Genomic DNA, 25,761 nt, shown 5'->3' with positions numbered 1-25,761 from the left:
TGCGTCAAAGAGCCGTCGTTCGAACTCTTCTTCCGAAATGCGCCAACAGCCGACATTGGGGCCGCGCCCGGAAGCGGACGCTCCAATTAGCGTCCCACTTCGGCCTTTCGGCAGTACCTACGCGCTGCTCCAAAGCGGACACACGGTTCGGCGTGATGCGGCGCTCGATCAGCTAGCGGAGAAGCCCTATCGGCGGGCTACTCAGGACGCCGATTGTGACGCAACGCGGACGCCGCCTCATAGCGAGGCGTGCATAGCTTAATCCGCTCTGGCATTCGGGTCAGGCCTCATGATGGGCCAAGGCTTTACCGACGCAAGGTCCGGATGCCGCGGCTCCGTTTCGGGTCTGCCGTGCTCATCTCGAGCTGAGTCGATGTAGTTCAGGTGGCGTGCTGCGTGGTCCGACGGCCCACCATCCGTCGTCATTGCGAGCAGCTTGCTGCGCAGTTCGGCGACGGGTTTTGGAACGATATTGTAGACATTCTGCCCGTAGCCGTTAGCAGGCACCCGGTCAGTCACGACGCTCTCGATCGTTCGCCAACCGACCAGCGACCCGTCCGTTTCCTGCTCGAAGCGGACGAGCAGCAGGAGACCCTCCTCGTCCGGGTCCTCCGCCACCGCACCGGTGAGAACGAGAAATCCTGGCATGGCCGGGCCACCTTTCAAGAGGCAGTTGTAGACGTGGCGACGCATGTCAGCATCGCCCGCCATCAGCTCGCTCAGACCACGCGAAAGCTGCCAACTGTCCGAGGACCTGCCGCTCAAAAGCCCCCCTGCCGCAAGGTCGAACAGGCGCCGCGCCGATGTAGGGGTTCCAAACCGCATTACGGTCGAACGCCAGTTATAGTCCTCATAAAGGTGGGGATCTTCCACGGCGAGTTCGAAAAGGAGCTCCTCGGCATCGCGCGAGCCGACAAGGCCGAGCCCCCGGATGATCTCTTCCAAGAGTTGGCGGTTACGCTGCACAGGAGCCAGCTCACGTATGATGCCAGGCACTTCGGACAGACGGTTTATGAAGGGCAGGATCCGGGTCCAGGCGCGGAGTTCGTAGGCGTCGTTATCGAGTATCCATCGCTCCTGTTGTGCCGCCTCAATGGTTTCCCTAATTCCTGCAGCGACGACCCTGGCGTCCAATGTCACACCCGACGACGCGAGGGCCGCCAGCAGCCCCGCCCGCGCGCGCCTCGGTGCTACAGCAACGAGCTTTGAGATGGTTCCGTCCCGCCGCCCATGAGGAAGGCGGCACGCCACCGATCCGAGCAAAAGGGCTAGTTTCCTTTGTTCTTCGGTAGCGTCGTCAGCCAGCAATTGATCGATAACGACGAAGATCGTCTCCGCCGCGTCACAGGTCCCCTTAGGATTGCCTGCCCTGGTTGCCCGCTTCGCTGCCACATCTGCAAACTCGTCCCTGCCGAAGGTAGCCTTTTTCGGCTGCGGCTCGTTCACTTGGCGCCACTGCCCCGCGAGCACCCCTGCAGCGAACTCGCCAAAATGCTCGTCTGCGAGATACTCTCGCATCATGGCGGTGGTCTCGGGCGACCTGATCGCCATGAAAGCGCGCTGAAACTGGTGGGTGTAGAGCGTGCGGGCTTCGTCCGCAGCATTGCCCAGCCACCCTTCAGCTTCGGCCTGCCTCCAGAACTCTCGATACTGCGCTAGTTCGTCGTCAAGCATGCGGCCGAGCAGCGGCAGCATTGCAGGAGAGGGCACGAGCCCCGCCAATCTGACGACCTCGGCCCTATCCCACCGGCGAACGTCACTTGCGGCGAGCAGGCGATTACCCCAATCCTCCACGAGGCCCTGAACCGTTGCAATGGCCTGTGGGTCGAAAGGCCGCCCCCGATCCGAGTCTTCGTCGTCGCGGCCCCGACCTAGAACATCCGCCACCAACGCGATCTGCTTGTTGTTCAAGGTTGAAGAACGGGCCGCGGCAGCAGCGGCCAGGCTTGCGCCGGGAACATGCGCAATAAGGCTGCGCAACTTGCTGCAGGCTTCGCTGGCCGTGCGGTCGGTGCGCTCCCGAGGCGCAAGCGCGAGGAAGTCCTCGATCAGCCGCCCAGCAGAAACCGGACCAAGTACGGAAGCGGCCGCCTCCGAGCGACCATCGCGACCTTCGGGATTCATGAGCACAATCTCGACGAGCGCGTCGTCGTCGAGAACGAGGCCGGATGCGGCGAGCAGGTCGTCCGTACCGAAGAAGATTGGAAGCCCGGCGCGAGTCCTGGCGAGCAGGCCAGCCGCAACGGCGTCCGGATATCGCTCGCGCGCCTTGTAGATCAGCGAAACCGCCGAGTTGTGCCGACCGTCGATCTCGATGGTGCTAATGATTCGGGTCAGCTCATTCGCTCGGGCGGCATCAACCGGCCCGTGAGCGAAGCGGCTAAGGCAATCATAGGGCGACTCGTTAGGGGCAATGCGCTGGCGCGCAGCTGCGACACCTTGACGAACCGCGAGATCCTGAACCTCGTCGATCAGTCCCCTACCGGCCACCAAGTCGAATGTAGCCTCGCTCGCGTCACTCAGGACCTCCGCGACATGGCGATCAGCGCGGCGGAATGCCATCGCTTCGATGACGGTAGCCTGCACATCGGGGTCGGGATCGCCCTTCGCGATGGCGGAAGCAAGATCGAGCCCGTCCAAACCCCCGTGCGACGCCATCTCGTGCAGCAGCACCTTGCGGGGATCGTGGTCGAGCGCCCTGATTTTTGCTTCGACGTCGTTGCCGAGGATCGAGGGTCGGAACCTCTCGCAACTGCGCAGGGCCTTCAGGCTGACCTGGTGGTTGCGGTCCGTAACGAGCGGCCAGATCCATGGCAGGAATTCGGAACGGCCCGAGGTCAGCATGAACCGAAAAGCCCGGTCGACCTTTCCGGTCGCGTGCCATTGGCCCACCAGGACTTGAATGGTCGGACCGATCTGCACCCATACCTCGTCCGTCGCGTGGGCAATCATCTCCGCGGCGAGCATAGGATCGGCCTCGAAGGCGGCCAGAATAGCCTTGCCGCAGGCCACGTTCTGGAGGGCGCTTCCGCGTGCAAGACGCTCCACCGCGAATAGGATGGATTCTTCCCAAACAGGCATGTCGAAGATTTCGGCCTTGAGCGTCTCGCGCGCTTTCGGGTCGTCAAGCTCAGCCAAGACCCGGCCCTCCACGCTGTGGGAGGCGTACCACTCCTGCAACTGCTGGTGCTGGAACGAGAACCCGGCGTCCCGCTCCCGCGTGAGCAGGTGGTTGCCCACAAGAACATCCAGAATGGCGTTCGGTTTAGGCCTGATCGTGATGAGGCCGTTCTCCACAAGCAGGGTGGCCGTACCCGAAACGGAAACCTGAGCGTTGCCCTCGGTTATGGTCGTATTGGCTGTTCTTATAGCGAATACGGCGAGTCCGTCGAGGTACTTGCGTTGCAACCCGTCTGCGACGCCTCGCAAGGCCTCAGCGTTTCTGGGAACTTTTTCATGGGCTCCCACGAAATGGCGTAGCACTTCCTCCTTCGTCGTCGGGAATGGCACACCCTCAGGGAGAGAGAGAAGGGCAGTCAGATAGAGGGGTATAGAAACAAGCTCGCGCACCCCCGGAGTGCGCCACGCATGGTCCACAAGCTCGGCACCTGCCTCGCCGCGCATATCCGTGGCGATCTGCATTTGCTGTTCTTCATTGAGTGGCTGTAATTCGAGGTGGGCCCCTCGAAAGGGAACGTCGAGGGCCTGCCTGCGGGTCGAAACAATGAGGCCAAGCTGGGGCAATTCGGCTTTAAGGTTTTCAATCTCAACGCGTACGCGTGCTGAAGCCCCAAGGTCCAACTCGTTCCAACCGTCGAGAAGAAGGACAACGCCGGGCTGACGAGCGACCTCCCGAATCTCATCCTCGGAAATGCCGCGAAATGCAGCTCGCCGGAGGATCGACCCCAGCACCGTTGCATTCCCGGTAGCCCAGTCGCCGAGGTGGACAATCAGCGGAATGCCGTTCCCGTTTGCAAGCACCCCTTCGGCAATTTGAAAGATCGTTGTTGTCTTGCCCATGCCGGGCGGAGCGACGAGAACCAAGTCCTGAAGAGCGGTACCGGCATCTGCGAGCGCCGTTGTCGTTAGCGGCTCAGGGAGGCCCTCCACCTTGACCATCAGAGCAACCCGAGTAGCGGGCCATTTGTCGGTCGCGCAATAGTTCTTGAGGTTCTCTGCGGCAGCGGTTCTTATCCGCGAAAACAAGGGTGCTGCTGGCGGCCTCGGCGATTGCGCAGCCCCAGAGCGGGTGACCTGACGCCAGGCTTCCTGTTCCGCTTGCCGCTTCCATTCCCGCAACAGGCCGGTGGGGAAAGCCTTCACGTCGGAGTCGATCGCCTTGCCGTGGTCACGGCAAAGCCAGATCGCATTGCTGGCAGCTGAGCGCTCGTCCGGCGACATTTTAACGTCGTAACGAGGACCTCCGCTGGCGGCAGCGCAGATGTGAGCAGCCGTGCCGATATTGATGATACCTTGACCGTCTTCGGTCGCGCCTACGGTGATGACCCGGCACCCCGGAAATGAACAAAGAAAGCCAGTCGCCTTTGCGACCTGGAGCTTGGTCTTTTCGGAGAACTCGTCTCTACTCACGGCTGCGGATCAACTTTCCCTTGCACCATTCAAGCAGGTCAATCGGCCCCGGGAAACATGGTTGCTTCGAGCTATTTGGACAAAAGTACAAATCGGGGAACAATGAGTTCCTATCGGCGAAGGACTCATTTTTGCTGGATTATTTCGGGCATAAGGCCTCGAATGCTGAAGCGCTTCAGTTCGGCTGCATTCGCTGACCCATGATTCGCTTGCGCGCCCGCGAATTCAATCGAGTGATTGTCCCCGTTGCGGCAAGTGGACCGCCCATCGTCATCCGCGAAAGCGGCCGGCGAGTCGAGTTGGCGCTTTCGCGTGCACCTCCCATTCAATGGGACCAGCATGACGAGCTGGACCCCGACGATGGCCACTCCCGTACCGTGGTCGAGGCGCGTCACGCCAGGAAAAAAGCCCCCGCAACATTCGGCGGGTCCGATGATTTAGGCGAGCTGTGACTCGCCTTATGAAGTTGCAGGCCTTTGCCGATCAAGAGGGCGTGCCAGGCGTTTTCGCGGGCGGCGAGAAAGGACCCTGAAAAGTTACACAGATCCTTGCACCAGACGCTTCCACTAGCCCTACGGGGCTCAAGACCTGCTGCGCATCGGCCTTGCAAGGGAGGTTGCGACGATCGCCTATGAGGCCCTCGGGTCGCGTCCCTAGGCGTGGTGTAGCTCGCTGAGAGCCACCACGATCGCCGGCTTGGGCCGGGCGGATCAGGCTGCCAAGGTGGGCAGGCTGACGAGGGGATCATCGCCGATTGGGGCGATGCTTTCCAGCGTCATGTAGCGGGAGCGCTGGACGGCCCATTCGTCATTCTGTTCGAGCAGGATCGCACCGACGAGACGGGTGACGGCAGCCTCGTTGGGGAAGATGCCGACCACCTCGGTCCGGCGCTTGATCTCGCCATTGAGGCGCTCCAGCGGATTGGTCGAGTGCAGCTTGACCCGGTGTGCTGCCGGAAAGCCCATGTAGGCCAGCACGTCGGGCTCGGCGGCGTCCATCAGAGCGGCGAGCTTGGGCACTCTGGGGCGGAGTTGGTCGGCCACCCGCCGCCACTGCTGACGGGCCGCCTCGGCATCATCCTGGGCGAAAGCGGTGGCGATGAAGGCGGAGACGACGCGCCGCCCGCTGCGGCCGGCATGGGCGAGCACGTTCCTCATGAAGTGGACGCGGCAGCGTTGCCAGGTCGCGTTCATGACCTTGGCCACGGAGGCCTTGATGCCCGCGTGCGCATCCGAGATCACGAGCTTGACCCCTCGCAAACCACGCCGGGCGAGCTTGCGCAGGAACGCCGTCCAGAACGTCTCGGCCTCGGAGGGCCCGACGTCCATGCCCAACACCTCGCGCCGGCCGTCGCTGTTGACGCCGACCGCCACAATGACGGCGACCGAGACGATGCGGCCCTCGCTCCTGATCTTCACGTAGGTCGCGTCGATCCAAAGATACGGCCACTCGCCCTCGATGGGACGGTCGAGGAACGCGCCGACTCGCTCGTCGATTTCCTGGCAGAGCCGCGAGACTTGGCTCTTCGACACGCCCGTGCCGCCCATGGCTTGCACGAGGTTATCGACCGAGCGGGTCGAGATACCCTGGATGTAGGCCTCCTGGATCACTGCCGTGAGCGCCTTCTCGGCCATGCGGCGTGGCTCCAGGAAGCCCGGGAAGTAGCTGCCCTTGCGTAGCTTCGGGATGCGCAACTCGACCGTGCCGGCCCGCGTCTGCCAGTCTCGGTCACGGTAGCCGTTGCGCTGGACCAGCCGCTCGGCGCTCTTCTCGCCATGAGCCGCGCCGGTCAGGCCGCCGACCTCCAGTTCCATCAATCGCTCGGCCGCAAAGCCGATCATCTCGCGCAGCAAATCGGCGTCGGCGCTCTTCTCCATCAGCCCGCGCAGGGCCATGATCTCGTCGGTCATCGGGGGTCTCTCAGGTTCGGGGTTGACTGTCGCAACCCAACCCTACCCGGCAACCGCCGATGACCACCCCTCAGCTACACCACCGCCTGGGACACGACCAGGCCCTCGCAGCCGCTGCATTGCTCCGCTCTGATCGCCCCGCGAAGCGGACCTTCCGGACTTCAGCTAAGGGTCAGGAGTTCGCATCATCGTCGCCCAACTCCAGGGAACATCGTACGGCTTTCTCGTGGGAGCGAGCTACAGGTCGTAGGCGTCGCAAAAGCCGGCATGTCGCTGTCACCGGGCCAGCGAGAGGCATCAAGTTTCAAACACTTGGCCTGTGGCGGATCGGCGTCGAAAGGTCGATGCGCTTGGTCGGGTGGTGTGACCAGGTTCGGTTATCGCGGGAGGCAGAGCAGTAGGGTTGGGCTAAGTCTGCGACAGTGGGATGCGGGTGGCGCCGGGGACTGCGTTTGGCTGCTATCATGCCGCTGGGAGCAGGGCCTCTTCGTCGTACCCGCCCCCGGGGGGATGTGTTTCCGAAGGATGTAGCTGCCGGGCCGCATGGTGCGGAGTTGCGGAGCCGAATAACCTTCGTACCGATCGTCGTGTTCCCGCTCGGTCGGACCGGGCTCACACCTCTGAGGAGCCACCCTGCAGCATGCGTCAGACCGGCACGCAGTTTGGGTCAAGCCGGGCGCGCCGTTCGTCCATGAATTGGCTGAACGAAGACACCGTCGACAAAACCGCATTGCCGATCGCAAGTCGCAGCCGCCGCTGGCTACTCTCCTCAATGTCGTCCGTCTCGCGTAGCAGGCGCTGCACACGGTGGAGGTCGACCGTGCCGCCCGCGATCAGCGCGGCAGCATTCATGGCATGGTCGGGGCCCTCGGTATGGCACCACAGCCAGAGCAGGTGCTCCGCGCTCGCCAGCCGCGCCGGCACGCCGAACCACGGGAGTGTAAGCCCCTCGCCCAACAGTTGAGTCTCGGTCGCGCAGGAGCAGGACCGCAGTGTTATGCTGATTGCCAGCCGAGACAGGTGCGGGTCCATGTACGAGGCGAACGCAGCCTGCGTCGCCCGCACGATCTCCGCGGCGCGCTCGTCCTCGTCCGCGCCGAAGTCGGCGACGATCTCGATCGCGCCGACGAAGCGGGCCTGCTCGTGCAGCGTCAGGGCGATGCGGTCGACTATGGCGTAGGCGAGCCCGGCTTCGTCGAGCCGCCCGACAATGTTGCGGAAGATCGCCGGCAGCATACTTGGGGTCGGGTTACCTGGGTCAATGACGTCGACCAGTAGCTCCTCGAGGTCGGCCGAGCTTCCGCCCATGGTGCGCTCCCTCCGGGTCAGGCCAGCGTGCGGTAGTGCGCGTCCGAGCGCACTGCATGGTGCTCGCCTGTCAGTCCAAACAGCCGGACGAGGAGGGCGATCGTGTCTGGCCGCTGCAGGCGGCGGTCAGCGTAGAGGGTGAACAGCACCGGCCCACGCATGTAGACCACCCGCCCGCGCGGGAACGCCTCATACTCGTGGCCTGCGATGGCAGGTGGCAACCCGCGACGGCGCAGCGCCGTGGCGCCGAGCCTGCGCCACGCTTCCCAGACCTCGTGGTGTCCGCGCGGGTGGGTGAGGCAGTCGCCGTAGGGTTCCGCCTCCACCAAGGTCGTGCGGTCAGTGACCAGCACCGTGCGCCCGCTGTCCAGCACGCCCCAGAAGATGCCGACGCACGGGGCGGGCGGCTCGCGGGAAGGGGTGTCGGGACACGGAGCGGTGATGTCCATGCCGGTGCTGATCGCGCTCATGATATCTGTCCCGGTCAGAACACGAACTTCCAGTCGATCCGCCGCACGGGAGCGCCCGCGTCGCCGAGAGTCGCCGAGCACATCGCGACGATGTCCTGCCGCACCACCTTCGCGCCGGCTCTTACCGGGCCTGGCTTGACTAGGAAGTATAGGCCCGCAGCTATCCACATTCGCTGGTGGGTTGGCCTGTCATAGGTCATCAGCGTCACGTTCGTTAAGCTCAACGCGTAGCCGTAAGCATTATCCATGTCGGGCGTCTGGACGGTGAACAGCGCCAGCACTGTCTTCGGGGTAGTCCTGCCGTCGCAGTAGCCAGTGACGAAGCTGATCTCGCGCTTGCCGTTGTCGACCAAGCGGAAATCGTGGTTGAAGGGGGCGGACTGGCCGTCAAGCTTGAGTTCGAGGCAGCCGCCGGACTTGGTCTCGTTGACCGGCGGGTTCGCCCCGGCCGAGAAGGCGGCTAGCAGCAACAGGGCAAGTGGCAGCATCGCGCGCATTATGGGGGTGATCCGTCAGGGAGATCGCAGAGGAAGGGCGGCGCGTTGTCCGGGCACACTGGGTGCGCCCGGCAATGGGCTTGCGGTCAGCGGCGGGTCAGCGCGCCGATAAAGGCGCAGGACGTTCCGTGGAATCCGTCGCAGCCATGCTCTTCGATCCGCACGCGCTTGCGGACCGGGCCAAAGCGCAGGGTGAGAATGCAGGCTTCCTCCGACCCCTTCTTCTTCCGGGTCAGCACCAGCGCTCCCACGCCGTTGGTAATGGCCAGGCCACGCAGTTCGCCGGTGCATTCGTTAGGGATGGCGGTGTCGGCGACGACGAAGTACGCGCCGCGACCGTCGCCAAGGTCGAACACCTGCAGGTTGAGCCGACCGTCGCCGCGGCCCTGGTAGCGCCCCTCGAACGTCGATTCGGCGTGGGCGGATGCCGCGACGAGGGCGAACGTAAGTAGCACGCCAAACTGCAGTGCGTTCGTGCCGGGTTGGGAATGCCCGCGTAGGTGCGGTGTGCGGCGGATGGGGTCGGCGTGACGGGATAGGCTGGACATGACGAAGGGGTCTCGCGGACGCTCCGGCGGAGCCTAAGATTGGTATTCCCGTTGCCGACCCCAAAATTTACCGCCTGACGCAGACTCCTGCCGCGCCAAGCGGTCGCACTCTGTCCGAAGTAGGACGTCAGGCTGCATCGGGCTTGGGGTCGGTGATCGAGTCTGTCGAGCGGCGGAAGGCATCCATTGTCCGCCCGCCGAGCCTCCTGACAGCGCAGACACGTAGCGGGTGCCGGCCGCGCAGTTCGGCGGTCACAGCCCGTATCGCACCCCCGCGCTGATCGGCGTCGAAGCCGAACACCAAGAGGCGCGGTTCGGAGTCGACCCGCAGCGTACGCGCGCCAGATGCGGTCTCGGCCAAGAGTGGGTCTCGCGGTGGCGCAGCGTCGAGACCGCGAGTGGCGCGCACTGCGTTGCGTAGCGCGTCGAGGCCGATGAGGTCGCGGCATAGCTCAAGGGTAGCCCGTTGCCAGCCGCGGCGCCTGCTCGGTCAGGCTCTTCCAGTAGCGGGCGACCTGCGTGACGATCACCGAGGTGGTCCTGGAACGAAGTCCCAGGTTCGCGGCGAGCTTAGCCACAGGGAACACCAGCCAGGCCTCGCCTGACACGCCTCGCTTCTCCAAGGAGTGGCTGGCTGCGGACGCAGGCGTTGATCGGGCATATCTTGGCGGTTTGGAGCGTCACGCGGAGAACCCGACGGTCGATCTTTTCGCCAAGGTCGCCGAGGCGCTGGCCGTACCGTTGAGCGAGTTTTTCATTGTATAAGTTGAAGGTCCTACGCCGTTCGTACCCCTTCCGGGCGGACGTCGCCGCTGAAAAGTAGTCAGTATATTCATGGGTTCTGGAGGACCGATTGGGCGGTGAGGTGCCACCGCTTGGCGGGTCGGCCGTCCTGTCGGGCACAGGCCCGAAACCATGTTTGCCAGCTGACACCGACTGGTTTTTTATTATAATTGTCGTATGATTCCAATGATATAGGGATGTATCCCGGTTATCCTTGCTGCTGCTGAGCGTGCGTAATGAAGCCCTTGGCCGTGCATTAGATAAAGGTATTTGTAATGCACGTTGACGACGTGGTGATAGGGTCGGTAGAAGCTTTGGAACTAGATCGGGCCGGGACTGGCGGGACGGCAACGTCGTCTTGGCGTCGCCGTCCCGCGGTGCGAGTTCGTTTAGGCGCGGAGCCGCGACGGGGCGTCCCAGCGTTTGGATCGGCGTTGCGGCATTCCGTAAGTGTCTTCTTGCGTCTTGGACGTCATGACGTAGTCCGTGCTGTGCTCCGCCGTCGTCTCCGTGATGATGAGGGCTCTATCGTCGATAAACTCGAGACGTAGCAGGGCGCTGCGTAGCGGCCGTATTGCGCGTAGGAGATCAGACACAACATAGCGGCCGATTTCGATTGCTGATGGCGCCACGTGCCGCGCAAGGATCTCTTCGGTATGCTTGCGGTCGGACGTGAGTGTTGGCGAGGGGGGTGGGCTCAGGCGCTCGCAGAGACTGCGGGCTTGCTCACGCTCTATCATGATACTGCGAAGGTTACCCCTGAATCGATCCATACCACTCTTGGGATGACGCCACGTCGCATCGGCCGTGAGAGCGATCTCACCGTCGATGAGGGCGACACGGAGATGAAGCTGAAGGCGCCTCTGGGCGTCCGGATCCGTTCGAGCGGTGAGGAAGGCTTTATTAACTAACTCTATGAGCTCCTTGTGCTCGCACTGCATTGCCAGCGTCGGCTGCAAAGACGAGCGGAGATTGATTACGGGGAGGGTGTCGACGGGCTGCGTGAAGCGGATGGTGAGCCGCGCGTCCTGGATCACGCACATCCGGCCCGCCGTGCGGAGCGTCGTTGCGGTTCGGTCCAAATGGCGCATGAGCGAGGTGAGCACTGAGATGTCTGTCGCTGCAACGCGGAAGGATAGTCCGGCGAGGGCAATGTCGCTGTGGTAGGCGTACATTCGTTCGTTAGACGCGCAGCCGACCCCATCTTCGATCGCGACTTGGCTTAGCTTGGGCAGAGCGTCGATCTTCGTAGCTGCCGCAGGCTTGGTGGCGAGCAGGGCGGTGCGGATCCGATCAGGGAAGATCTGGACTGGGTCACTCAGTCCGGGATCTTTTTCCAGCGGAGTGCTCGTATCAGCAGAAGCAGAAAAATTAAGCTTCGCGCCGTCATACAGTAGCTTGCCGTCCGATGTCCGCGGAAGGAATGTCCAGTGTGCTGGTTCGTCCGGGACACCCTGATAGATGGCGCGCGGCGCAAGACTACGGCTTGTTGCTTGAAGTCGTGCGAGAGCCGTTTTTGTCTTCGGTTTGTTCTTGACAACCTGCAGTGCTGCCAGTCGAAGGATCTGCGAAGGGATTTGAAAACGCCCATTGCCGCTCGACAACGTGCCTAGGGTGTATGGAACTCGAAGCTCGCAGCTGATGGAACCGTTGCAGAACGTGACGCGCAGCCCGTCCGGCGCGACTTCGCATGGTAATGTGTCGCCCACGGTATTCGCGCCCGGTTCGGCTGCAATCGGTGTAGCTAGCATCGTGGCAGTGATATCGCGCAGTAGCAGCAAGTCGCTGTAGTAGGTTTGGAAGTGGATCGCTTCCCCCGGTTCTCCAGCCAGCAGTACGGCCTCTCGCGGACCGCCGTCTCGTCCGCCTCGTAAACCTTCCCTGGTGGGGAGGGCTGGTGCCGATTGATCGGTCGGTGCGTCGATCGCGTTAGAGGTAGGGCTAAGCTCTACCGACCTACCCGATCCTAGCGATTCGGAAGCGTGCAGGGGTACGAATGACGGCCCGGGCTGATGCACAGGTGCTATGTCTACCGGGGTGGGACTAGTTGCGGAGGCGGCGACTGGGACCGCCGCTGCCGTGGTGTAGTGATCAGCGTCAGTCATGATCTTGCTCCATGCAGCAGAGTCATCGTGCAGGGCTCCTGTCGTCAAGAGCGGGTAGTTCGATCGCCGGCTGCAGCCGTCCGCCCCAGAATCGGGGCCGGTATTCAGCTGACCAGCGGCAGCGGGCCTCAAGATCGGCCAATTCTGCGGCTCGGCGCGCGGACACGAGGGTGTTGGGTTCAACGGGGTACAGGGCGTCTATGCGAGCGCGGGCCTCAACGCGTGCCACGCGCTCCGCCGTTCGGGCGTGGTACTCGTCGAGTTCCCATCCGGAAAAGAGCCAGGACCAAGCGCGGTCTTGCATTGGGTCGAGGAGGCCCATGCCATCCGCCTCCGCTGTACGTCTTGCTCCTTGGGCGAGCGAGTCCGAGGTACTGATGCGCTGCGCGGCGTCGATCGTGCCGATCGTCCGACGCTCCGACACGGGCACACCGAGTAGGTCGATCAGCGGCTGCCGGACATTCTGCTCGTCCCAGTCGTAGATGTTTGGATCGAGGCCACGCAGGAGCCGCCGGAGCGACGTGGCATGGTAGGCGACCCTCTCGGCCCGCGCTGTTGCGCGGCAAGCTCCGACTCGAACCCTGGGTGCGGTGCGGCGGCGGGTCGTCATAAAGTCTTCCTCTGCCCATGTCGTGAAGCGGGCGAGGCGCTGGTCTGGGGCGACATGCGCGGTGAGTTCGGTGACGAAGTGCCCTTCGGCGGTCACTACATGAACGGAGAGGAACGGAAAGTCGTCCTGGCCCCGGCGGTGGAGGAGAGCCCGAGCGCGACGGCAGAAGTCCGTGACGGCCTTACTCGCGTCGGCACCTGCATCCTGCTTGTCGAGCCCATGGTCGAACGTCACTCGGACGTTGAGCAGGCGTCCGGTTCCCTGCGCGAGAAAGGAGGCGGCTCGGTACAGGGCATGGGCTTGCGCAGCGTTGAGATACAGATGCCGCCGTCCGTCGTGCGAGCGTGCGTTCGCGCGCTCGTGCGCCGCGAGACTGCGACGACACCGGGGGAGGATACGCGATGCCTTCGGCGGGGGATCACGGTTAGCAGAAGGCCCGATCTGCTCCGATCCGTCGCGTATCGCGCCGAGTAGGTCATAGAAAGCGGTTATGCGGAGGATGAGTTCGTCCTGAGTCACCGGGATGCCCCCCAGAATCGCGCACAGTCCTCTAGGTAGGTTGCGAGAGACACGGACTGGGGGCGTCGAGCGTCGAAGCGCGCCACCAACGCCTGCCGTCGCTCCAGAGGAACGTCGCTCAGCGGGTCGTAGGGTGTCACGACGCCTCGGACGCAGGCGAGGCTGAGCCCCAATAGGAGGCTCTGCATCGCGGCCCGCTTTTCGTCGGGGGTACCAGGCGCCTCCACCAGGGCGGAGATGGCGCCGGACAGATCGTCGTCGAGAAGGGCTTCGGCGCTACTCAGGCACGCGGCGAGCGGGTCTGGGAACAGGCGGTCGACCGTGTCGGTCGTCAGGGGGCCGGCGGTGATACAGCGGTCGAGTGCCGCCGCGAGTTCGCGGTAGTTGGCACCGACTCGGACGGCGAGGCGCTCGAGTGCCGCTGGTTCGTAATTCTCGGGGGGCAAGCCCCATCCAACCTCGCATCGCCGGCGGAGGAAGTGCAGGCGGTCCGTCATAGAGGGTGGCCGCAGACGCACGTGGTGGCAGCGCGATAGGAGGGCGGCGCCGAGCTTGTCCGGTTCTGTGGTGGCAAGGATGTAGATTGCGTAGGGGGAAGGCTCTTCGAGGTCCTTCAGGAGTGCGTCTTTTCCCATGCGGGAAGCGCGATGCGCTTCGTCTGCGAAGCCCACCTTGAAGCGACCTAGGGGCGCGCGGCGCATCAGTGCCACGAGGTGCGACATCGCGTGGACGCCGGAGTATTCGGCTGCACTGATCTCGAAGTAGTCGTCGATGCCGCGCGGAGGGTTTTCCTGGAAGGCCTTGCAGATGGCGCAGGTGCCACAAGCTTGATGGCCTTCAGTCGGATTCCAGCACAGAGCGATGTTCCCCAGGATGCGCGCGATCGTCGTCTTGCCGATCCCCGCGACGCCGCTGAGAAGCAGTGTCCGGCAGCGCGGCTTCTGACGAGCTGGGTCGAGCGCGTCTTCGAGGAAAGCCTGGATGTCTCTGTCGGCGTCCTCTTGACCGGACACGTCCTCAAAGCGGCGTGGCCGACCGAGGACCGTGGGCTGTGCGGGGGTAGGTGGTTGCCACGCGAGACTGGAAAGATCATTCGACATGTCGGCTCGCTCCCGATGAGTTTGCGGCGCAGGTCGTCGACCGACGAACCACGGTGTGGGCGTCAGGGTGGGTGAGTGACCGCAGTGAAAGTCTGTGCGGATCGACGCAATGTCGTCCGCCCTGTACCGCAGTTCAGCGCGGAGGCGCGCCCGTCTTCGGCTCAGTCTTCCGGGTTACGCGAAAGTTCAGCCCGTTCGCGCCTGCGTGCGAGTAGTTCCGCGACGATCAGAGCTTCGTCCTCGGTCAGAGCGGCCACGAACCGCGCGAGCAGTTCATGGGACGAGGATCTCGGCGAAGCGGCCACCTTCCGGAAGAGGCCGCCTGTTGTGAAGATTGGGTCGTTGGTGATGCGGATGCGCTTGCCGGTTGCAGCGTACGCAAGTGTTTCGAGCTTGGCTGCGACCGCAACTCCGACGAATTGCTTAGTCTGCGGCGATTTGAATGTATCCAGGCCGAACTGGTCGATTAGGTGCCCGCTTATGGCGCCGACGGGTGGCTTGCCCTCAGACACGGCCGCCAGGAGTGCAGCTTCGAGAAGCTTCCCGGATATGAGTGTCTGAAGCTGAGCGTGCGTAGGTGAGGAGCGGGAAAGCTGCCTCGCGCGCTGCTTCATAGAGTACGCAGCCACGTTCATCTCCTGATGCTTGCACCGTACAAGGGTCTCAGAGACCTTAGATACGTACTACAGACGTGTCGAGTCTCGTGGCAGCGATTTTTAGGCTTTTGCCGCGGAGGGTCGGCTTGAGGTGGACCGCGACCCGTTGCCGGTCTCTGGCAGCAGATGGGCCAGGCCGAGCTCGATCACAATCGTCTCGATGGCTGCCTTCAGCTGGGATAAGGAAGAACGCTTGGTGTACCGCGCGGTCTCGCCCGGCGTGACGTGTCCTGTCACGTGGTCGATGACGGCGGTCGCTGTGCCGGCTTGGTGCATCAGCGTCGTCGCCGTGTGCCGGAACGAGTGGAAGTCGAGCCCTTGCCGGTAGAGCTTCACGTCGCGTCGGTAGCGGGTGAACCACTTGGTGAAGGCGTGGCCCAGTCGACCGTCGGCCCCTCCGGGTTCAAGCAGAGGGAAGACGCGGTCTTGCCGGCGGCGCCGCTGCGCGTCGACATGCGCGAGAAAGCCCAGGCGAATCAGCTGCGAGTGGATCGGTACGCGCCGGACCGCCGTCGCGTTCTTGAGCTTCCGCGGAGGTCGGTCGTTGATGTCGATGAACCAGATGCCCTCGTCCTGTCGGATGTCCTCGGCATGCAGCTGGCAGATCTCTTCCTGGCGCATGCCGGAGAACACGGCGATCAGGGGTAGCCAGAATTTCTCGTCGCGTAGGATGAGGGTTCCCGGTGTGGTTCGCCGGCCGGGGGAGGCGCAGCCTGTCCAGATTGGTGTTGCGAAGAGGCGGGCGAGCTCGTCCCGCTCCCACATGGCGCGTTGCTCGCTCGCCTTACGGGTATTGCTGAAGCGGAAGCCCAGGAAGATGTTCGCTGCCGCCTCGTCTCTTGCGACCGCGGCCGTCCAGAGCGCCGACAGGGCCGAGAAGTGCCGCTTCACGGTCCGCTGCGTGATCGGCTGTGTGCGCTGCTTGTCGGGCAGCGCCTCGTGTGCAGCTAGGATCTCGTCCACCGTGAGGTTTCGGTAGCGGGGATGTTTGCCGTAGTCGTTCGGTAGCCGTTCCACGAGGCTGCGGAAGTAGCCGGCGTCCTTGCGGGTGTAGGCGGCGAGGGGGCGGTCTCCGCAGGTGTCGACGAACAGGCGGAAGGTTGCGCCTGCTTGCGACGCGGTCTGGTTGTCCCAGGTGTTGGTGGCGGCCTGCGTGTTTCGGAACGCGGCAGCGACTGCCGAAAAAAGCTCGGTGGCGTGCGGCAGCACCGCTTCCTTTTTGGCCGGGTGGGGTGCCGTGTTCTCCGTGCGCGGGGCTTTCGGAGCCTCGTGGAGTGCCGCTAGCTGCATTTTGAGCAGGCGGTCGCGGGGCTCGAAGTTAAAGTCACCCTCGTAACGGGCCTTGAGTGCCTCGGCGACGTCGATGCCGGCCCGCAGCATCGCCTGCCGTGCCTTCGCGACTGCACGCGGCTCGAGATCGGCTGCAGCGATGCCTTGCTTGCGGAGCATCGCGACGGTGACGAACCCTGCCTCTTCCAGCCGGTTGCAGGCGAGAGCGTCGCGTGCCTGCGCTGCCATCATCTCGTACTGGGTGACGCGCCGCTCCCGCATATCGGCCGGGATCGCTGCGTACGTCAGTCGTCCCTGTTCATCCCCGTCGAGGATCGTTCCGTAGAAGTCCTGCACGAGGCGGGCGAGTTGGTCGTCGGTCAGCATCGGCATCGCGTACAGGGCCGTGAACAGGCTTTCTGAGGCGAGGTATACCCGACAACATCTCGCCTTGGCAGCACGAAGGTCGGTCGTCTCAAGGCTGCGCACCAGTTCCTTCAGGCGCAGCGTCGGTCTGAGACCGTCCGGCACACGGCGCCGAAAATGGAAGATTCGTCCCCGAAGGACGACATTGGCGATGGACCCCACTCCGCTCCCTCGCCGCCCGGGCGGGCGGCCTGTGTAGCAGCGGAATGTAGCAACCGGCTCACTCCGCAGGGCACCTACGCGAAATCGTGAGCGTTCTGAATGGGTTAGGTGAAGAATTGGCTGGGGCGCCAGGATTCGAACCTGGGAATGGCGGTACCAAAAACCGCTGCCTTACCACTTGGCGACGCCCCATCGGCGCAAGGCCGGGTGGTGTCTAGACGGAGTGGGGGAGGCTGGCAACAGGGGTGGGGCGGCTTTATGAGCGGGCGGAAACCGGAGCGGGTGGGCGGATGACGGGACGGATCGCGATGGTGACGGGGGCCGGGTCGGGGATCGGCCGGGCGGTGGCCCTCGGGCTCGCCGGGGCCGGGTACGCCGTGGTGCTGGCCGGGCGGCGGCGGGACCGGCTCGACGCCGTGGCCGAGGCGGTGCGGGCCGGAGGCGGCGAGGCCCTGGCCGTCGCGGCCGACGTCGCCGATCCCGACGCCGTGACCACCCTGTTCGGGCGGACGCGGGACGCGTATGGCCGCCTCGACGTGCTGTTCAACAACGCCGGCGTGTTCACGCCGGGGGTGCCCGTCGACGAGGTGACGCTGGCCGACTGGCGGGCGAGCCTCGACGTCAACCTCACGGGCGCCTTCCTGTGCACGCAAGGCGCGTTCCGGCTGATGAAGGCTCAGGACCCGCGGGGCGGACGCATCATCAACAACGGCTCCATCGCCGCCCAGGTGCCGCGGCCGAACTCCGCGCCCTACACCGCCACGAAGCACGCCATGACGGGCCTGACCCGCGCCACGTCCCTCGACGGCCGGGCCCACGACATCGCCTGCGGCCAGATCGACGTCGGCAACGCCGAGACCGAGATGACGCAAAGCTTCTCGCACGGGGTGCGGCAGGCCGACGGCAGCATCAAGCCGGAGCCGGTGATGGACGCCGCCCACGTGGCGCAGGCCGTGGTCTACATGGCCGGGCTCCCCCTCTCGGCCAACGTCCAGTTCATGACCGTGCTGGCGACCAAGATGCCCTATATCGGCCGCGGCTGACGGCACCCCGCAGCTTTGCGCTTCCCCCCGGAAACGCCTACACAGCCCCCTCGCGCAGGTCGCCGTCCGGCGGCCATCGTCCGCCCGCCGCGGACCCGGAACACCGTTGCCCGCCATGCTGATGCAGACCGACGCCAAGCCGACCGACGCGAAAAGAGACCCCGTCGCCCGGCGGCGTACCTTCGCGATCATCTCGCACCCGGATGCCGGCAAGACCACGCTCACGGAGAAGCTGCTGCTGTTCGGCGGCGCGATCCAGCTCGCCGGCGAGGTCAAGGCCAAGCGCAACCGCGTCTCGACGCGCTCGGACTGGATGGGCATCGAGAAGGAGCGCGGCATCTCCGTCGTCACCTCGGTGATGACGTTCGAGTACGGCGACTGCGTCTTCAACCTCCTCGACACCCCGGGCCACGAGGACTTCTCGGAGGACACCTACCGGACGCTCACCGCCGTCGATTCGGCCGTGATGGTCATCGACGCGGCCAAGGGCATCGAGGCGCGCACGCGAAAGCTGTTCGAGGTCTGTCGGCTCCGCGACATTCCCATCGTCACCTTCGTGAACAAGCTCGACCGCGAGGCCCGCGACCCGTTCGAGCTCCTGGACGAGATCGAGAAGGTGCTGGCCCTCGACGTGGCCCCCGTCACCTGGCCCATCGGCCGGGGCCGGAGCTTTGCCGGCACCTACGACCTCGGCAACGGCCGGGTCCGCCGCCTCGACGCCGCCGACGATGCCGGCACCGTGGCGGTGACGGGCGTCGACGATCCGCTGTTCGACCAGCTCCTGACCGAGCAGGGCGAGGTCGAGACCTGGCGCGAGGAGGCGGAGCTCGCCGAGACCGGCCTCAAGCGCTTCGACCTGCAGGCGTTTCGCGAGGGCCACCTCACGCCGGTGTTCTTCGGCTCGGCGCTGCGCAACTTCGGCGTGCGCGACCTCATCGACGGGCTCGCCCGCTTCGCGCCGCCGCCGCGCGGCCAGGACGCCGACAAGCGCCTCGTCGAGCCGACGGAGGCGAAGATGACCGGCTTCGTGTTCAAGATCCAGGCGAACATGGACCCGAACCACCGCGATCGCATCGCCTTCATGCGGGTGTGCTCGGGGCGGCTCAGCCGGGGGATGAAGGCCAAGCTCGTGCGCACGGGCAAACCCATGTCGCTCTCGGCCCCGCAATTCTTCTTCGCCCAGGACCGCGCCATCGCGGACGAGGCGTTCGCCGGCGACGTCGTCGGCATCCCGAACCACGGGACCCTGCGCATCGGCGACACCCTGACGGAGGGCGAGGAGATCGTGTTTCGCGGGGTGCCGAGCTTCGCCCCCGAGATCCTGCGCCGGATCAAGCTCACCGACGCCATGAAGGCGAAGAAGCTGCGCGAGGCCCTGCAGCAGATGGGCGAGGAGGGCGTCGTACAGGTGTTCCGGCCCCATGACGGCTCCCAGGCCATCGTCGGGGTGGTGGGCGCCCTCCAGCTCGACGTGCTGAAGGAGCGGCTCCAGGCCGAGTACGGCCTGCCCATCGACTACGAGCCGACCCGGTTCTCCATCTGCCGCTGGATCGAATCCGACGCGGAGACCGACCTCGACAAATTCATCGGCACCCACGGCTCGGCCATGGCGAGCGATCTCGACGGCGCGCCGGTGTTCATGGCCACCACCGCCTTCTCCCTCCGCTACGAGGAGGAGCGGGCGCCGGCCGTGCGGTTCACCGACATCAAGGATTACCAGAAGCGCGCCGCCTGAGACGCGCGCGCGACGCGGTCCTAGCGCTCGGCCCGCAGGCTTCCGATGAAGCGGCGCGCGACGTGGCGCACGGCCTCGTCGTCGCGCTCCGCGTCCGGGCCCTTGTCCCAGAGGTGATCGACGCTGGCGTCGAGGTCGTCGAGCAGTTCGGGATGGCGCTGCGCGAGGAAGCGCAGGGTGCCGAACAGCAGATGTTCGATGGCCATCTCGCGACGACGGGCGTCGACGATCTGCGGGTCGGATTCGGTTGTTGGCTGGCTCATGGCACCCCAACCGGCCGATGCGATCCCGGGTTCGCTGCCGACCGGTCTCCATGATGCCGCATGGGGCGTGTCCCGAGCGACGGACGCTCAGTTTGCCGCGTTCGACATGGCCTGCGAACCCGCCGACGACGATCCTCCACCGCTCCGCAAACCCGCACTGTCGGGGTTTTCGGATTCACACAAGTGCGAACGGGCCGATTCCGTGCAGCGGCATGCATCCGGAGGCGGGAGGCGCATCGGGGCTCCCTCTCCCGGAAGGCTACCGGATTTCACACATTGTCAGCGCGACGCGGCTCTCTTCCCCCTTGCGGGGAGGAGTTGGAGGTGGGGGTGGCTCCGCTGGCCTCCGAACCCCGAGGGTCACCCAACCACCCCCACTCCTAACCTCTCCCCGCAAGCTCGACGGATCTCGGGCAAGCCCGAGGTCCGCTGGGGAGAGGAACACGCTCTGCCAGTAAAGTAGCGGGCCATGGGGCGGTCGTCCGGTTCCTGAAAGCTGCGGAGACCTAAGCGTTCACTGTCTGTTCCCGTAATATGGCGTACTCGAAAAGGGGCAAGGGCTTCGCGCGCCGCATTCGGCGGTGGAATGCGGACCGTCCGGGAGCGCGACCACCCGGTACGACCATCGTTCCAGAAGATCGACGCGCCGGCCCGATCAGGTCCAGTACAGCAGGCGGGCCATGGGCAGGTGCCGCTCCACCAGGCCGGTGAGGGATGTCCGCAACTGGCGCATGGTCTCGGCGGGATAGACGAACTTGGTCGAGCCAAATTTCGTGAGTTTTCGCGAGCGGGCCTGCTCGTCGAGGTCGAGGTCGCTGCCCGGATACCAATCCTGCAGGACGGCCTTCGAAGCGGGCGTGAACCGGTGGGTGATGAGCTCCACCGTCAGGTCGAGGTCGGGGATGTCCGCGAGGACGGCGGCGGTTCGGGCGAACAGGTCGTCGTAGCCTGCCGGCCAGTCGGGGAACGGCTGGATCGGGGCCACCGTGAGCCCGATCCGGTAGCCGTCGCGGGCCAGGGCCCCGAGGGCATCGAGGCGGGCCTGGAGCGGGCTGGTGCCGCCCTCGTAGCGGATCAGGGCCGGCGCGTTCACCGACATGCGCACCCGGACCCGCCGTCCGTGGGGCAGGCCGAGCAGCGGCGCGGCATTGCCGAACTTGCTGGTGAACCGGAGCTGGACCGGCGCCTCCCAGCCTCCGAAGAAGCGCACCGCTTCGGCGAGACTGCCGGTGACGTGTTCGATGCCGAGGGGATCGGCGTAGCACGACCCCTCGAAGGTGGTGCCCTCGTGCGCCCGCGCGGGGGAGGCCGAGGTGACCTGGCCGGTGCCGAGATGGGCCGGCAGGCCCGCGAGGATCTCGTCCACGTTGGCGTAGACCCGCGTGATCGGCGGACCGCCCAGCGAACCGGCGAGGTAGCAGTACTGGCAATGGGCGTGGCAGCCCTCGGCGAGGTCGAACCGCCAGTCGGCGGAGGGCGGGATCGGCTGCAGCCGGCGCTTGCTCGGGGGCGCGACCACCACCGCCAGGGTTCCCTTGGCCGCGCGGTAGGCGGCGCGCGGGTCGTCGTGCTTCGGATTGGCGAGCCGGTCACCGGCCAGTTCGACCACATCGGCCCCGAGGGCGGCGGCCCGCTCGGCGATGGCCCGCCCGTGCGGGAAACCCCGCGCCGCGCGGGTGATGAGGACGGTGCCGGGCCGCCACAGGCGGGAAGCGGCGGGGGACACCGGCGAATCAGGCATGGATGTGGGCATGATCTTCGACAAGAGACCCGGCCGATCCCGGTTCCGTGCGGCGGCGATCAGCCGTGCCCCGGCCCCGCGGGGTAGCCCGTCGCCAGCCCGTCGAGGAAGCGGTCGGCCTCCGCCACCAGGGCGGCCCGGCGTGTCCCGTCCCACGTCGCCAGGGTCCGGTAGGGCATCGCCATGCGCTGGTTCCGCGACAGGGTGTCGGCGTTGCGGATCAGGAACGCCCAGTACAGGTAGTTGAACGGACAGGCCTTGGGGCCGGTCTTGATCTTGGGGCCGTAGGCGCAGCCGTCGCAGTAGTTCGACATCCGATCGATGTAGGCGCCGCCCGCCGCATAGGGTTTCGACGACATCACCCCGCCATCGGCGAAGAGCGCCATGCCGTGGACGTTCGGCAGCTCGACCCATTCGTAGGCATCGGCATAGACCACGAGGTACCATTCCTCGATCTCGGCGGGACGGATGCCGGCGAGGAGGGCGAAGTTCCCGGTGATCATCAGCCGGTTGATGTGGTGCGCGTAGGCGTGGCGCCGGGTGTTCTCGATCGCCTGGTGCAGGCAGTTCATCCCCGTCTCGCCGGTCCAGTAGAAGGTCGGCAGCCCGCGCTCCGCCCCAAGGGCGTTGCCGTCGGCGTAGTCCGGCATGCGCAGCCAGTAGACCCCGCGGACGAACTCGCGCCAGCCGAGGATCTGGCGCACGAAGCCCTCGATGGCGTTGAGCGGCACCCGCCCCGCCCGGTACTCGGCCATGGCCCGGTCGACCACCTCGCGGGCGGTCAGCAAGCCGGCGTTGAGGTAGGGCGACAGGGTGGCGTGGTAGAGGAACGGCTCGCCCGACCGCATGGCATCCTGGTAGTCCCCGAAGGCCGGAAGGCAGCCGGTGGTGAAATCCTCGAGGGCCGCCAGGGCGTCGGCGCGGGTCACGCCCCAGGTGAAGCCGTCGAGATCGCCGAAATGTCCGGCGAAGCGGGCGGCCACCAGGGCCATGACCGCCCGGGTGGTCGCGTCCGGCGCGAAGCGCAGGCGCTGCGGCGGCGCCCGGTCGGCCGGCCAGGGCTTGCGGTTGTCGGCGTCGAAATTCCAGCGGCCGCCCACCGGCGCCCCGTCCTCCATGAGCAGGCCGGTCCGGGTGCGCATGGCGTGGTAGAAGGTTTCCATGCGGTAGCTCGCCTTGCCCCCGGCCCAGGCGGCGAAATCCGCGCGGGAGCAGTAGAACCGGGTGTCGGGCCTGATCTCGACGGGGACGTTGAGACGGGTCCGCCAGCCGTCCATGGCGGCCAGGACCCGCGCTTCCCCGGGCTCCGTGACCACGATGGCGTCGGGCAGGTGCCGGCGGGCGGCGCGCTCGAGCTCGCCCGTGAACGACCCGGTGTTGTCGGGATCGTCGAGGGCCACGTAGTCGACCCGGATGCCCTCGGCGCGCAGGTCTTCGGCGAAGTGGCGCATGGCCGAGAGGATCAGGGTGATCTTCTGCTTGTGGTGCGGAACGTAGGTCGCTTCCTCCATCACCTCGACCATCAGCACCGTGTCGGTCCCGGGATCGAGGCCGTCGAGGGTCGGGAGGGTGCGGGTCAGCTGGTCGCCGAGGACGAAGCGGAGGACGGACGGGCCGGGGGCGGACGAGGGAAGGGCGGACACGATGGGGGCGGACTTGGCGGAGGTGGACATGGGCAACGGGTCTCGGGCGGGACGTCGACCGGGTGTACCGTTCCGTTTTTGTTCTGGATCGGACCGAAACGTCGCAGCCGCCATGGTCACCACCGCTTTTCCCCTACGCCGCGAGGAAGAGCGGGCTCAGGCCGTGCAGTTCACCGACAGCGAGGATGACCGGACGCGGGCGGAGGCCTGACGGGTCGGCAGGGCGTGTCCGGCGACGCCGCCCCGAGGCATCGGCTTGCCCCGAATCCGGCGCCCGCTTTGCAGTGCCGATACTCCAATCTTCGGCGCGCCGCATCCGTATAGCCAAGTTTCCGTCCATCGAATGGGGCGGACAACTCGCCGCTCCGGGTGTAGTCTACCGGCCATCTGCTCTCGACATCTGCGAGCGTGGTTCGTGTGTCTCGCCTGTGGACGGTCGCGAGCGTCACCCCGATCGAGGGCGAACAGCCATGGCGACCCTTCAGACATTCACGCATGGGCGCGACGTGACCCATCCGGCGATCCGTGAGATCGGCCTCGCGGATCTCAAGACCTCGCTCCGGCACGGCCTGGACGATTTCCTCGCCATGCCGAGCCACGTCTTTTTCCTCGGCCTGATCTATCCCCTGGCGGGGGTGTTCCTCGCCGGGCTCACCTTCGGCAACAACGTCCTACCGATGCTGTTTCCCCTGGCGGCGGGCTTCGCCCTCATCGGACCGTTCGCGGCGGTCGGCCTGTACGAGCTCAGCCGCCGCCGCGCGGCCGGCCTCGCCACGGACGGGCGCCGCGCCTTCGCCAGCCTGGGTCGGCACTCGGCCTTCGCCCTCGGTATCCTCGGCCTCATCCTGGCGGTGATCTTCGTCGCCTGGCTCATCGCCGCGCAGGGCCTGTACTGGGCGCTCTACGGCACGGCGCAGCCCGATACGGTGCTGGGCTTCGTCGCCGACATCCTCACGACCCCGCGCGGCTGGGCGCTGATCGTCCTCGGCAACCTCGTGGGCTTCGCGTTCTCGGTGCTGGTGCTGGCCGTCAGCCTCGTCTCGGTGCCCATGGTGGTGGACCGGCGCGTCGATGCCCTGACTGCCGTCGAGACCTCGCTTGCGGCCTTCCGGCGCAATCCGCGCACCCTGGTGGCCTGGGGCTTCGTCGTCGCCGGGCTGCTGGTGATGGGATCGCTGCCGCTCTTCATCGGCCTTGCCGTGGTCATGCCGATCCTCGGGCACGCCACCTGGCACCTCTACCGCCGCCTCGTGGCGGCCTGACGGCGTCCCGTCCCGGAGCGGCCTTCAAGCCGGAAGCCGTCCGTCAGAACGCGCCGAGTTCAGAATTTGCCCAGCATGGGGAAATCGACGCTGAGCGCCGATTCGGCGGCCAGGGGCGCCTCGCGCCGGCGCGGCTTGCGGTTGATGACCTGCTTCAGCTTCGATTTCAGCACCGACATGTCGAACGGCTTCAGGATGAAGGCGTCGGCGCCGGCCTGGTGGGCGAGGTTGATGTCCTCGAAGTCGAACGAGGCCTCGGTCAGGATGAAGGGCGTGTTCATCAGGGCATCGTCGGCGCGGATCTCGCGCAGCAGGGACAGGCCGTCCATGGGCTCCATGTCGAGATCGGAGATCACCAGGGCGTACTTGCGGCTGCGCAGGCGCTCCAGGGCGGTTGCCCCGTCGTTGACGCCGTCCACATCCGGGAACCCGAGGCGGTTCATCAGCAGGACGACGAGCTTCAGGAGCTTGTCCTGGTCGTCGACGATGAGGATCGGAGGCGTCTCGCTCATGAATCGTGGATCTCAGGCCGTGGCGGCGACAGGTCGTCCGGACGGGAATCGGCGTCTCTCGCGAAGCGCCCGGTCACCGCGGCTTCGCGCTCCGGGCGCGCGGGTGCGACGGGCGTTTCGTGGGAGGCGCTCAGACGAACAGGTGATCGATCCCCTGCTTCGACATGGATTCCGTCTGCAGTTGCATGGCCAGCGCGTGGATGCCGCCGGCCTTCGGCGTTCCGCGCTGGAACATCGGCATCAGGTTGGCCTTCAGGAAGATGGCGTCGTTGGCCGGGCCGCGGACGCCGGTGGAGAACGAGTGCACGAATTCCCGCTTCACGATCTCGCGCCACTCCACGATCTGCACGTCGCGGTGGCGCGAATCGGCGGCGATCCGGTTGAAGGTGTCGTTGACCGAGGTGCGCTCGCCCTCGATGATCTGGGCGGCGACGTTCTGCTCGACCACGAGGAAGCTGGTGATGACGGAGAATTCGTTCTTCTTCTGCGCGTGCCGGGTGATCTCGTTGAGCTGACGGGCGCGCGTCGGCGCATCGGCCGCGAGGTTGAGCCGGGAGAAGTAGATGAGGTGGACGAGAGTCGTCCGCTTGGCGCGCATGATCGTGGCCC

General features: G+C 65.6%; 21 protein-coding genes and 1 tRNA gene. 4 read left to right on the top strand and 18 right to left on the bottom strand.

Annotation, left to right across the window (positions count from 1 at the left end):
• Positions 1-258 precede the first annotated feature (258 nt).
• The 7 genes from ASF28_RS13385 to ASF28_RS22590 all read right to left on the bottom strand — a co-directional run bounded on the left by ASF28_RS13385 (position 259) and on the right by ASF28_RS22590 (position 9,684).
• Complete coding sequence (locus tag ASF28_RS13385) at positions 259-4,590, bottom strand: NACHT domain-containing protein (RefSeq protein ID WP_082476551.1); 4,332 nt, start codon at positions 4,588-4,590, stop codon at positions 259-261.
• A 710-nt stretch (positions 4,591-5,300) separates the two neighbouring features.
• A complete protein-coding gene (locus ASF28_RS13380; RefSeq protein WP_056093205.1) occupies positions 5,301-6,500 on the bottom strand; it encodes an IS256 family transposase in 1,200 nt (399 codons plus the stop codon).
• A gap of 645 nt (positions 6,501-7,145) precedes the next feature.
• Positions 7,146-7,808: a hypothetical protein gene (locus ASF28_RS13375; protein ID WP_056093202.1), complete on the bottom strand. Its 663-nt coding sequence runs from the start codon at positions 7,806-7,808 to the stop codon at positions 7,146-7,148.
• Positions 7,809-7,825: 17 nt separating this feature from the next.
• Entirely contained in the window at positions 7,826-8,278 is a 453-nt protein-coding gene (locus tag ASF28_RS13370) for a hypothetical protein (protein WP_244475007.1), read from the bottom strand.
• Between the two features lie 14 nt (positions 8,279-8,292).
• Positions 8,293-8,775, bottom strand: coding sequence for a hypothetical protein (locus ASF28_RS13365; protein ID WP_056093200.1), 483 nt, complete (start codon positions 8,773-8,775; stop codon positions 8,293-8,295).
• 86 nt (positions 8,776-8,861) lie between these two features.
• Positions 8,862-9,323 carry a hypothetical protein gene (locus ASF28_RS13360; protein ID WP_157085587.1) on the bottom strand — a complete coding sequence of 154 codons (462 nt, stop codon included), beginning with the start codon at positions 9,321-9,323 and terminating at the stop codon, positions 8,862-8,864.
• A gap of 127 nt (positions 9,324-9,450) precedes the next feature.
• The gene (locus tag ASF28_RS22590; RefSeq protein WP_157085586.1) at positions 9,451-9,684 is read right to left on the bottom strand and encodes a hypothetical protein; all 234 of its coding nucleotides are present in this window, start codon (positions 9,682-9,684) and stop codon (positions 9,451-9,453) included.
• Between the two features lie 158 nt (positions 9,685-9,842).
• On the opposite strand from ASF28_RS22590, the gene ASF28_RS23380 reads away from it, so the two are divergent.
• The gene (locus ASF28_RS23380) at positions 9,843-10,088 is read left to right on the top strand and encodes a helix-turn-helix domain-containing protein (RefSeq protein WP_082476550.1); all 246 of its coding nucleotides are present in this window, start codon (positions 9,843-9,845) and stop codon (positions 10,086-10,088) included.
• Between the two features lie 407 nt (positions 10,089-10,495).
• On the opposite strand, the gene ASF28_RS22580 is transcribed toward ASF28_RS23380, so the two are convergent.
• From ASF28_RS22580 to ASF28_RS13335, 6 genes are all read right to left on the bottom strand, one after another.
• Positions 10,496-11,887, bottom strand: coding sequence for a hypothetical protein (locus ASF28_RS22580; protein WP_157085585.1), 1,392 nt, complete (start codon positions 11,885-11,887; stop codon positions 10,496-10,498).
• Positions 11,888-12,233: 346 nt separating this feature from the next.
• Positions 12,234-13,340 carry a hypothetical protein gene (locus ASF28_RS13350; RefSeq protein ID WP_157085584.1) on the bottom strand — a complete coding sequence of 369 codons (1,107 nt, stop codon included), beginning with the start codon at positions 13,338-13,340 and terminating at the stop codon, positions 12,234-12,236.
• Positions 13,337-14,440, bottom strand: coding sequence for an AAA family ATPase (locus ASF28_RS13345; RefSeq protein WP_082476549.1), 1,104 nt, complete (start codon positions 14,438-14,440; stop codon positions 13,337-13,339). The genes ASF28_RS13350 and ASF28_RS13345 overlap by 4 nt, the downstream gene beginning before the upstream one ends.
• A 161-nt stretch (positions 14,441-14,601) precedes the next feature.
• Positions 14,602-15,069, bottom strand: a complete 468-nt coding sequence (locus tag ASF28_RS22575; protein ID WP_157085583.1) for a hypothetical protein — start codon at positions 15,067-15,069, stop codon at positions 14,602-14,604.
• Positions 15,070-15,156: 87 nt separating this feature from the next.
• The gene (locus tag ASF28_RS13340; protein WP_082476548.1) at positions 15,157-16,953 is read right to left on the bottom strand and encodes a site-specific integrase; all 1,797 of its coding nucleotides are present in this window, start codon (positions 16,951-16,953) and stop codon (positions 15,157-15,159) included.
• Positions 16,954-17,070: 117 nt separating this feature from the next.
• A tRNA-Gln gene (locus ASF28_RS13335) sits at positions 17,071-17,145 on the bottom strand.
• Positions 17,146-17,243: 98 nt separating this feature from the next.
• Here ASF28_RS13335 and ASF28_RS13330 point away from each other — a divergent pair.
• Both ASF28_RS13330 and ASF28_RS13325 read left to right on the top strand, forming a co-directional pair.
• Positions 17,244-17,996 (top strand): SDR family oxidoreductase, encoded by a 753-nt coding sequence (locus tag ASF28_RS13330; protein ID WP_056093187.1) that lies wholly within the window; start codon positions 17,244-17,246, stop codon positions 17,994-17,996.
• Positions 17,997-18,111: 115 nt separating this feature from the next.
• Positions 18,112-19,731, top strand: coding sequence for a peptide chain release factor 3 (locus ASF28_RS13325; protein ID WP_056093184.1), 1,620 nt, complete (start codon positions 18,112-18,114; stop codon positions 19,729-19,731).
• 20 nt (positions 19,732-19,751) lie between these two features.
• Here the strand turns inward: ASF28_RS13325 and ASF28_RS13320 are convergent, their stop codons facing one another.
• The 3 genes from ASF28_RS13320 to ASF28_RS13310 form a co-directional block, all read right to left on the bottom strand.
• A complete protein-coding gene (locus ASF28_RS13320) occupies positions 19,752-19,994 on the bottom strand; it encodes a hypothetical protein (RefSeq protein WP_244475006.1) in 243 nt (80 codons plus the stop codon).
• A 655-nt stretch (positions 19,995-20,649) separates the two neighbouring features.
• A complete protein-coding gene (locus tag ASF28_RS13315) occupies positions 20,650-21,735 on the bottom strand; it encodes a spore photoproduct lyase family protein (protein ID WP_157085582.1) in 1,086 nt (361 codons plus the stop codon).
• A gap of 59 nt (positions 21,736-21,794) precedes the next feature.
• On the bottom strand, positions 21,795-23,408 hold the full coding sequence (locus ASF28_RS13310) for a cryptochrome/photolyase family protein (RefSeq protein WP_082476547.1): 1,614 nt from the start codon (positions 23,406-23,408) through the stop codon (positions 21,795-21,797).
• A gap of 440 nt (positions 23,409-23,848) precedes the next feature.
• On the opposite strand from ASF28_RS13310, the gene ASF28_RS13305 reads away from it, so the two are divergent.
• Positions 23,849-24,640, top strand: a complete 792-nt coding sequence (locus ASF28_RS13305) for a DUF2189 domain-containing protein (RefSeq protein WP_056093179.1) — start codon at positions 23,849-23,851, stop codon at positions 24,638-24,640.
• Positions 24,641-24,699: 59 nt separating this feature from the next.
• Here ASF28_RS13305 and ASF28_RS13300 read toward each other — a convergent pair whose 3' ends face one another.
• Together ASF28_RS13300 and ASF28_RS13295 are read right to left on the bottom strand one after the other, a co-directional pair.
• A complete protein-coding gene (locus ASF28_RS13300) occupies positions 24,700-25,152 on the bottom strand; it encodes a response regulator (protein ID WP_056093176.1) in 453 nt (150 codons plus the stop codon).
• 130 nt (positions 25,153-25,282) lie between these two features.
• Positions 25,283-25,750, bottom strand: a complete 468-nt coding sequence (locus ASF28_RS13295) for a BLUF domain-containing protein (protein WP_056093173.1) — start codon at positions 25,748-25,750, stop codon at positions 25,283-25,285.
• Positions 25,751-25,761 lie beyond the last annotated feature (11 nt).

The organism is Methylobacterium sp. Leaf99, from assembly GCF_001422375.1.
In the GTDB taxonomy this organism is placed as follows: Bacteria; Pseudomonadota; Alphaproteobacteria; order Rhizobiales; family Beijerinckiaceae; genus Methylobacterium.
This window is presented reverse-complemented; position numbering and strand designations above follow the sequence as displayed.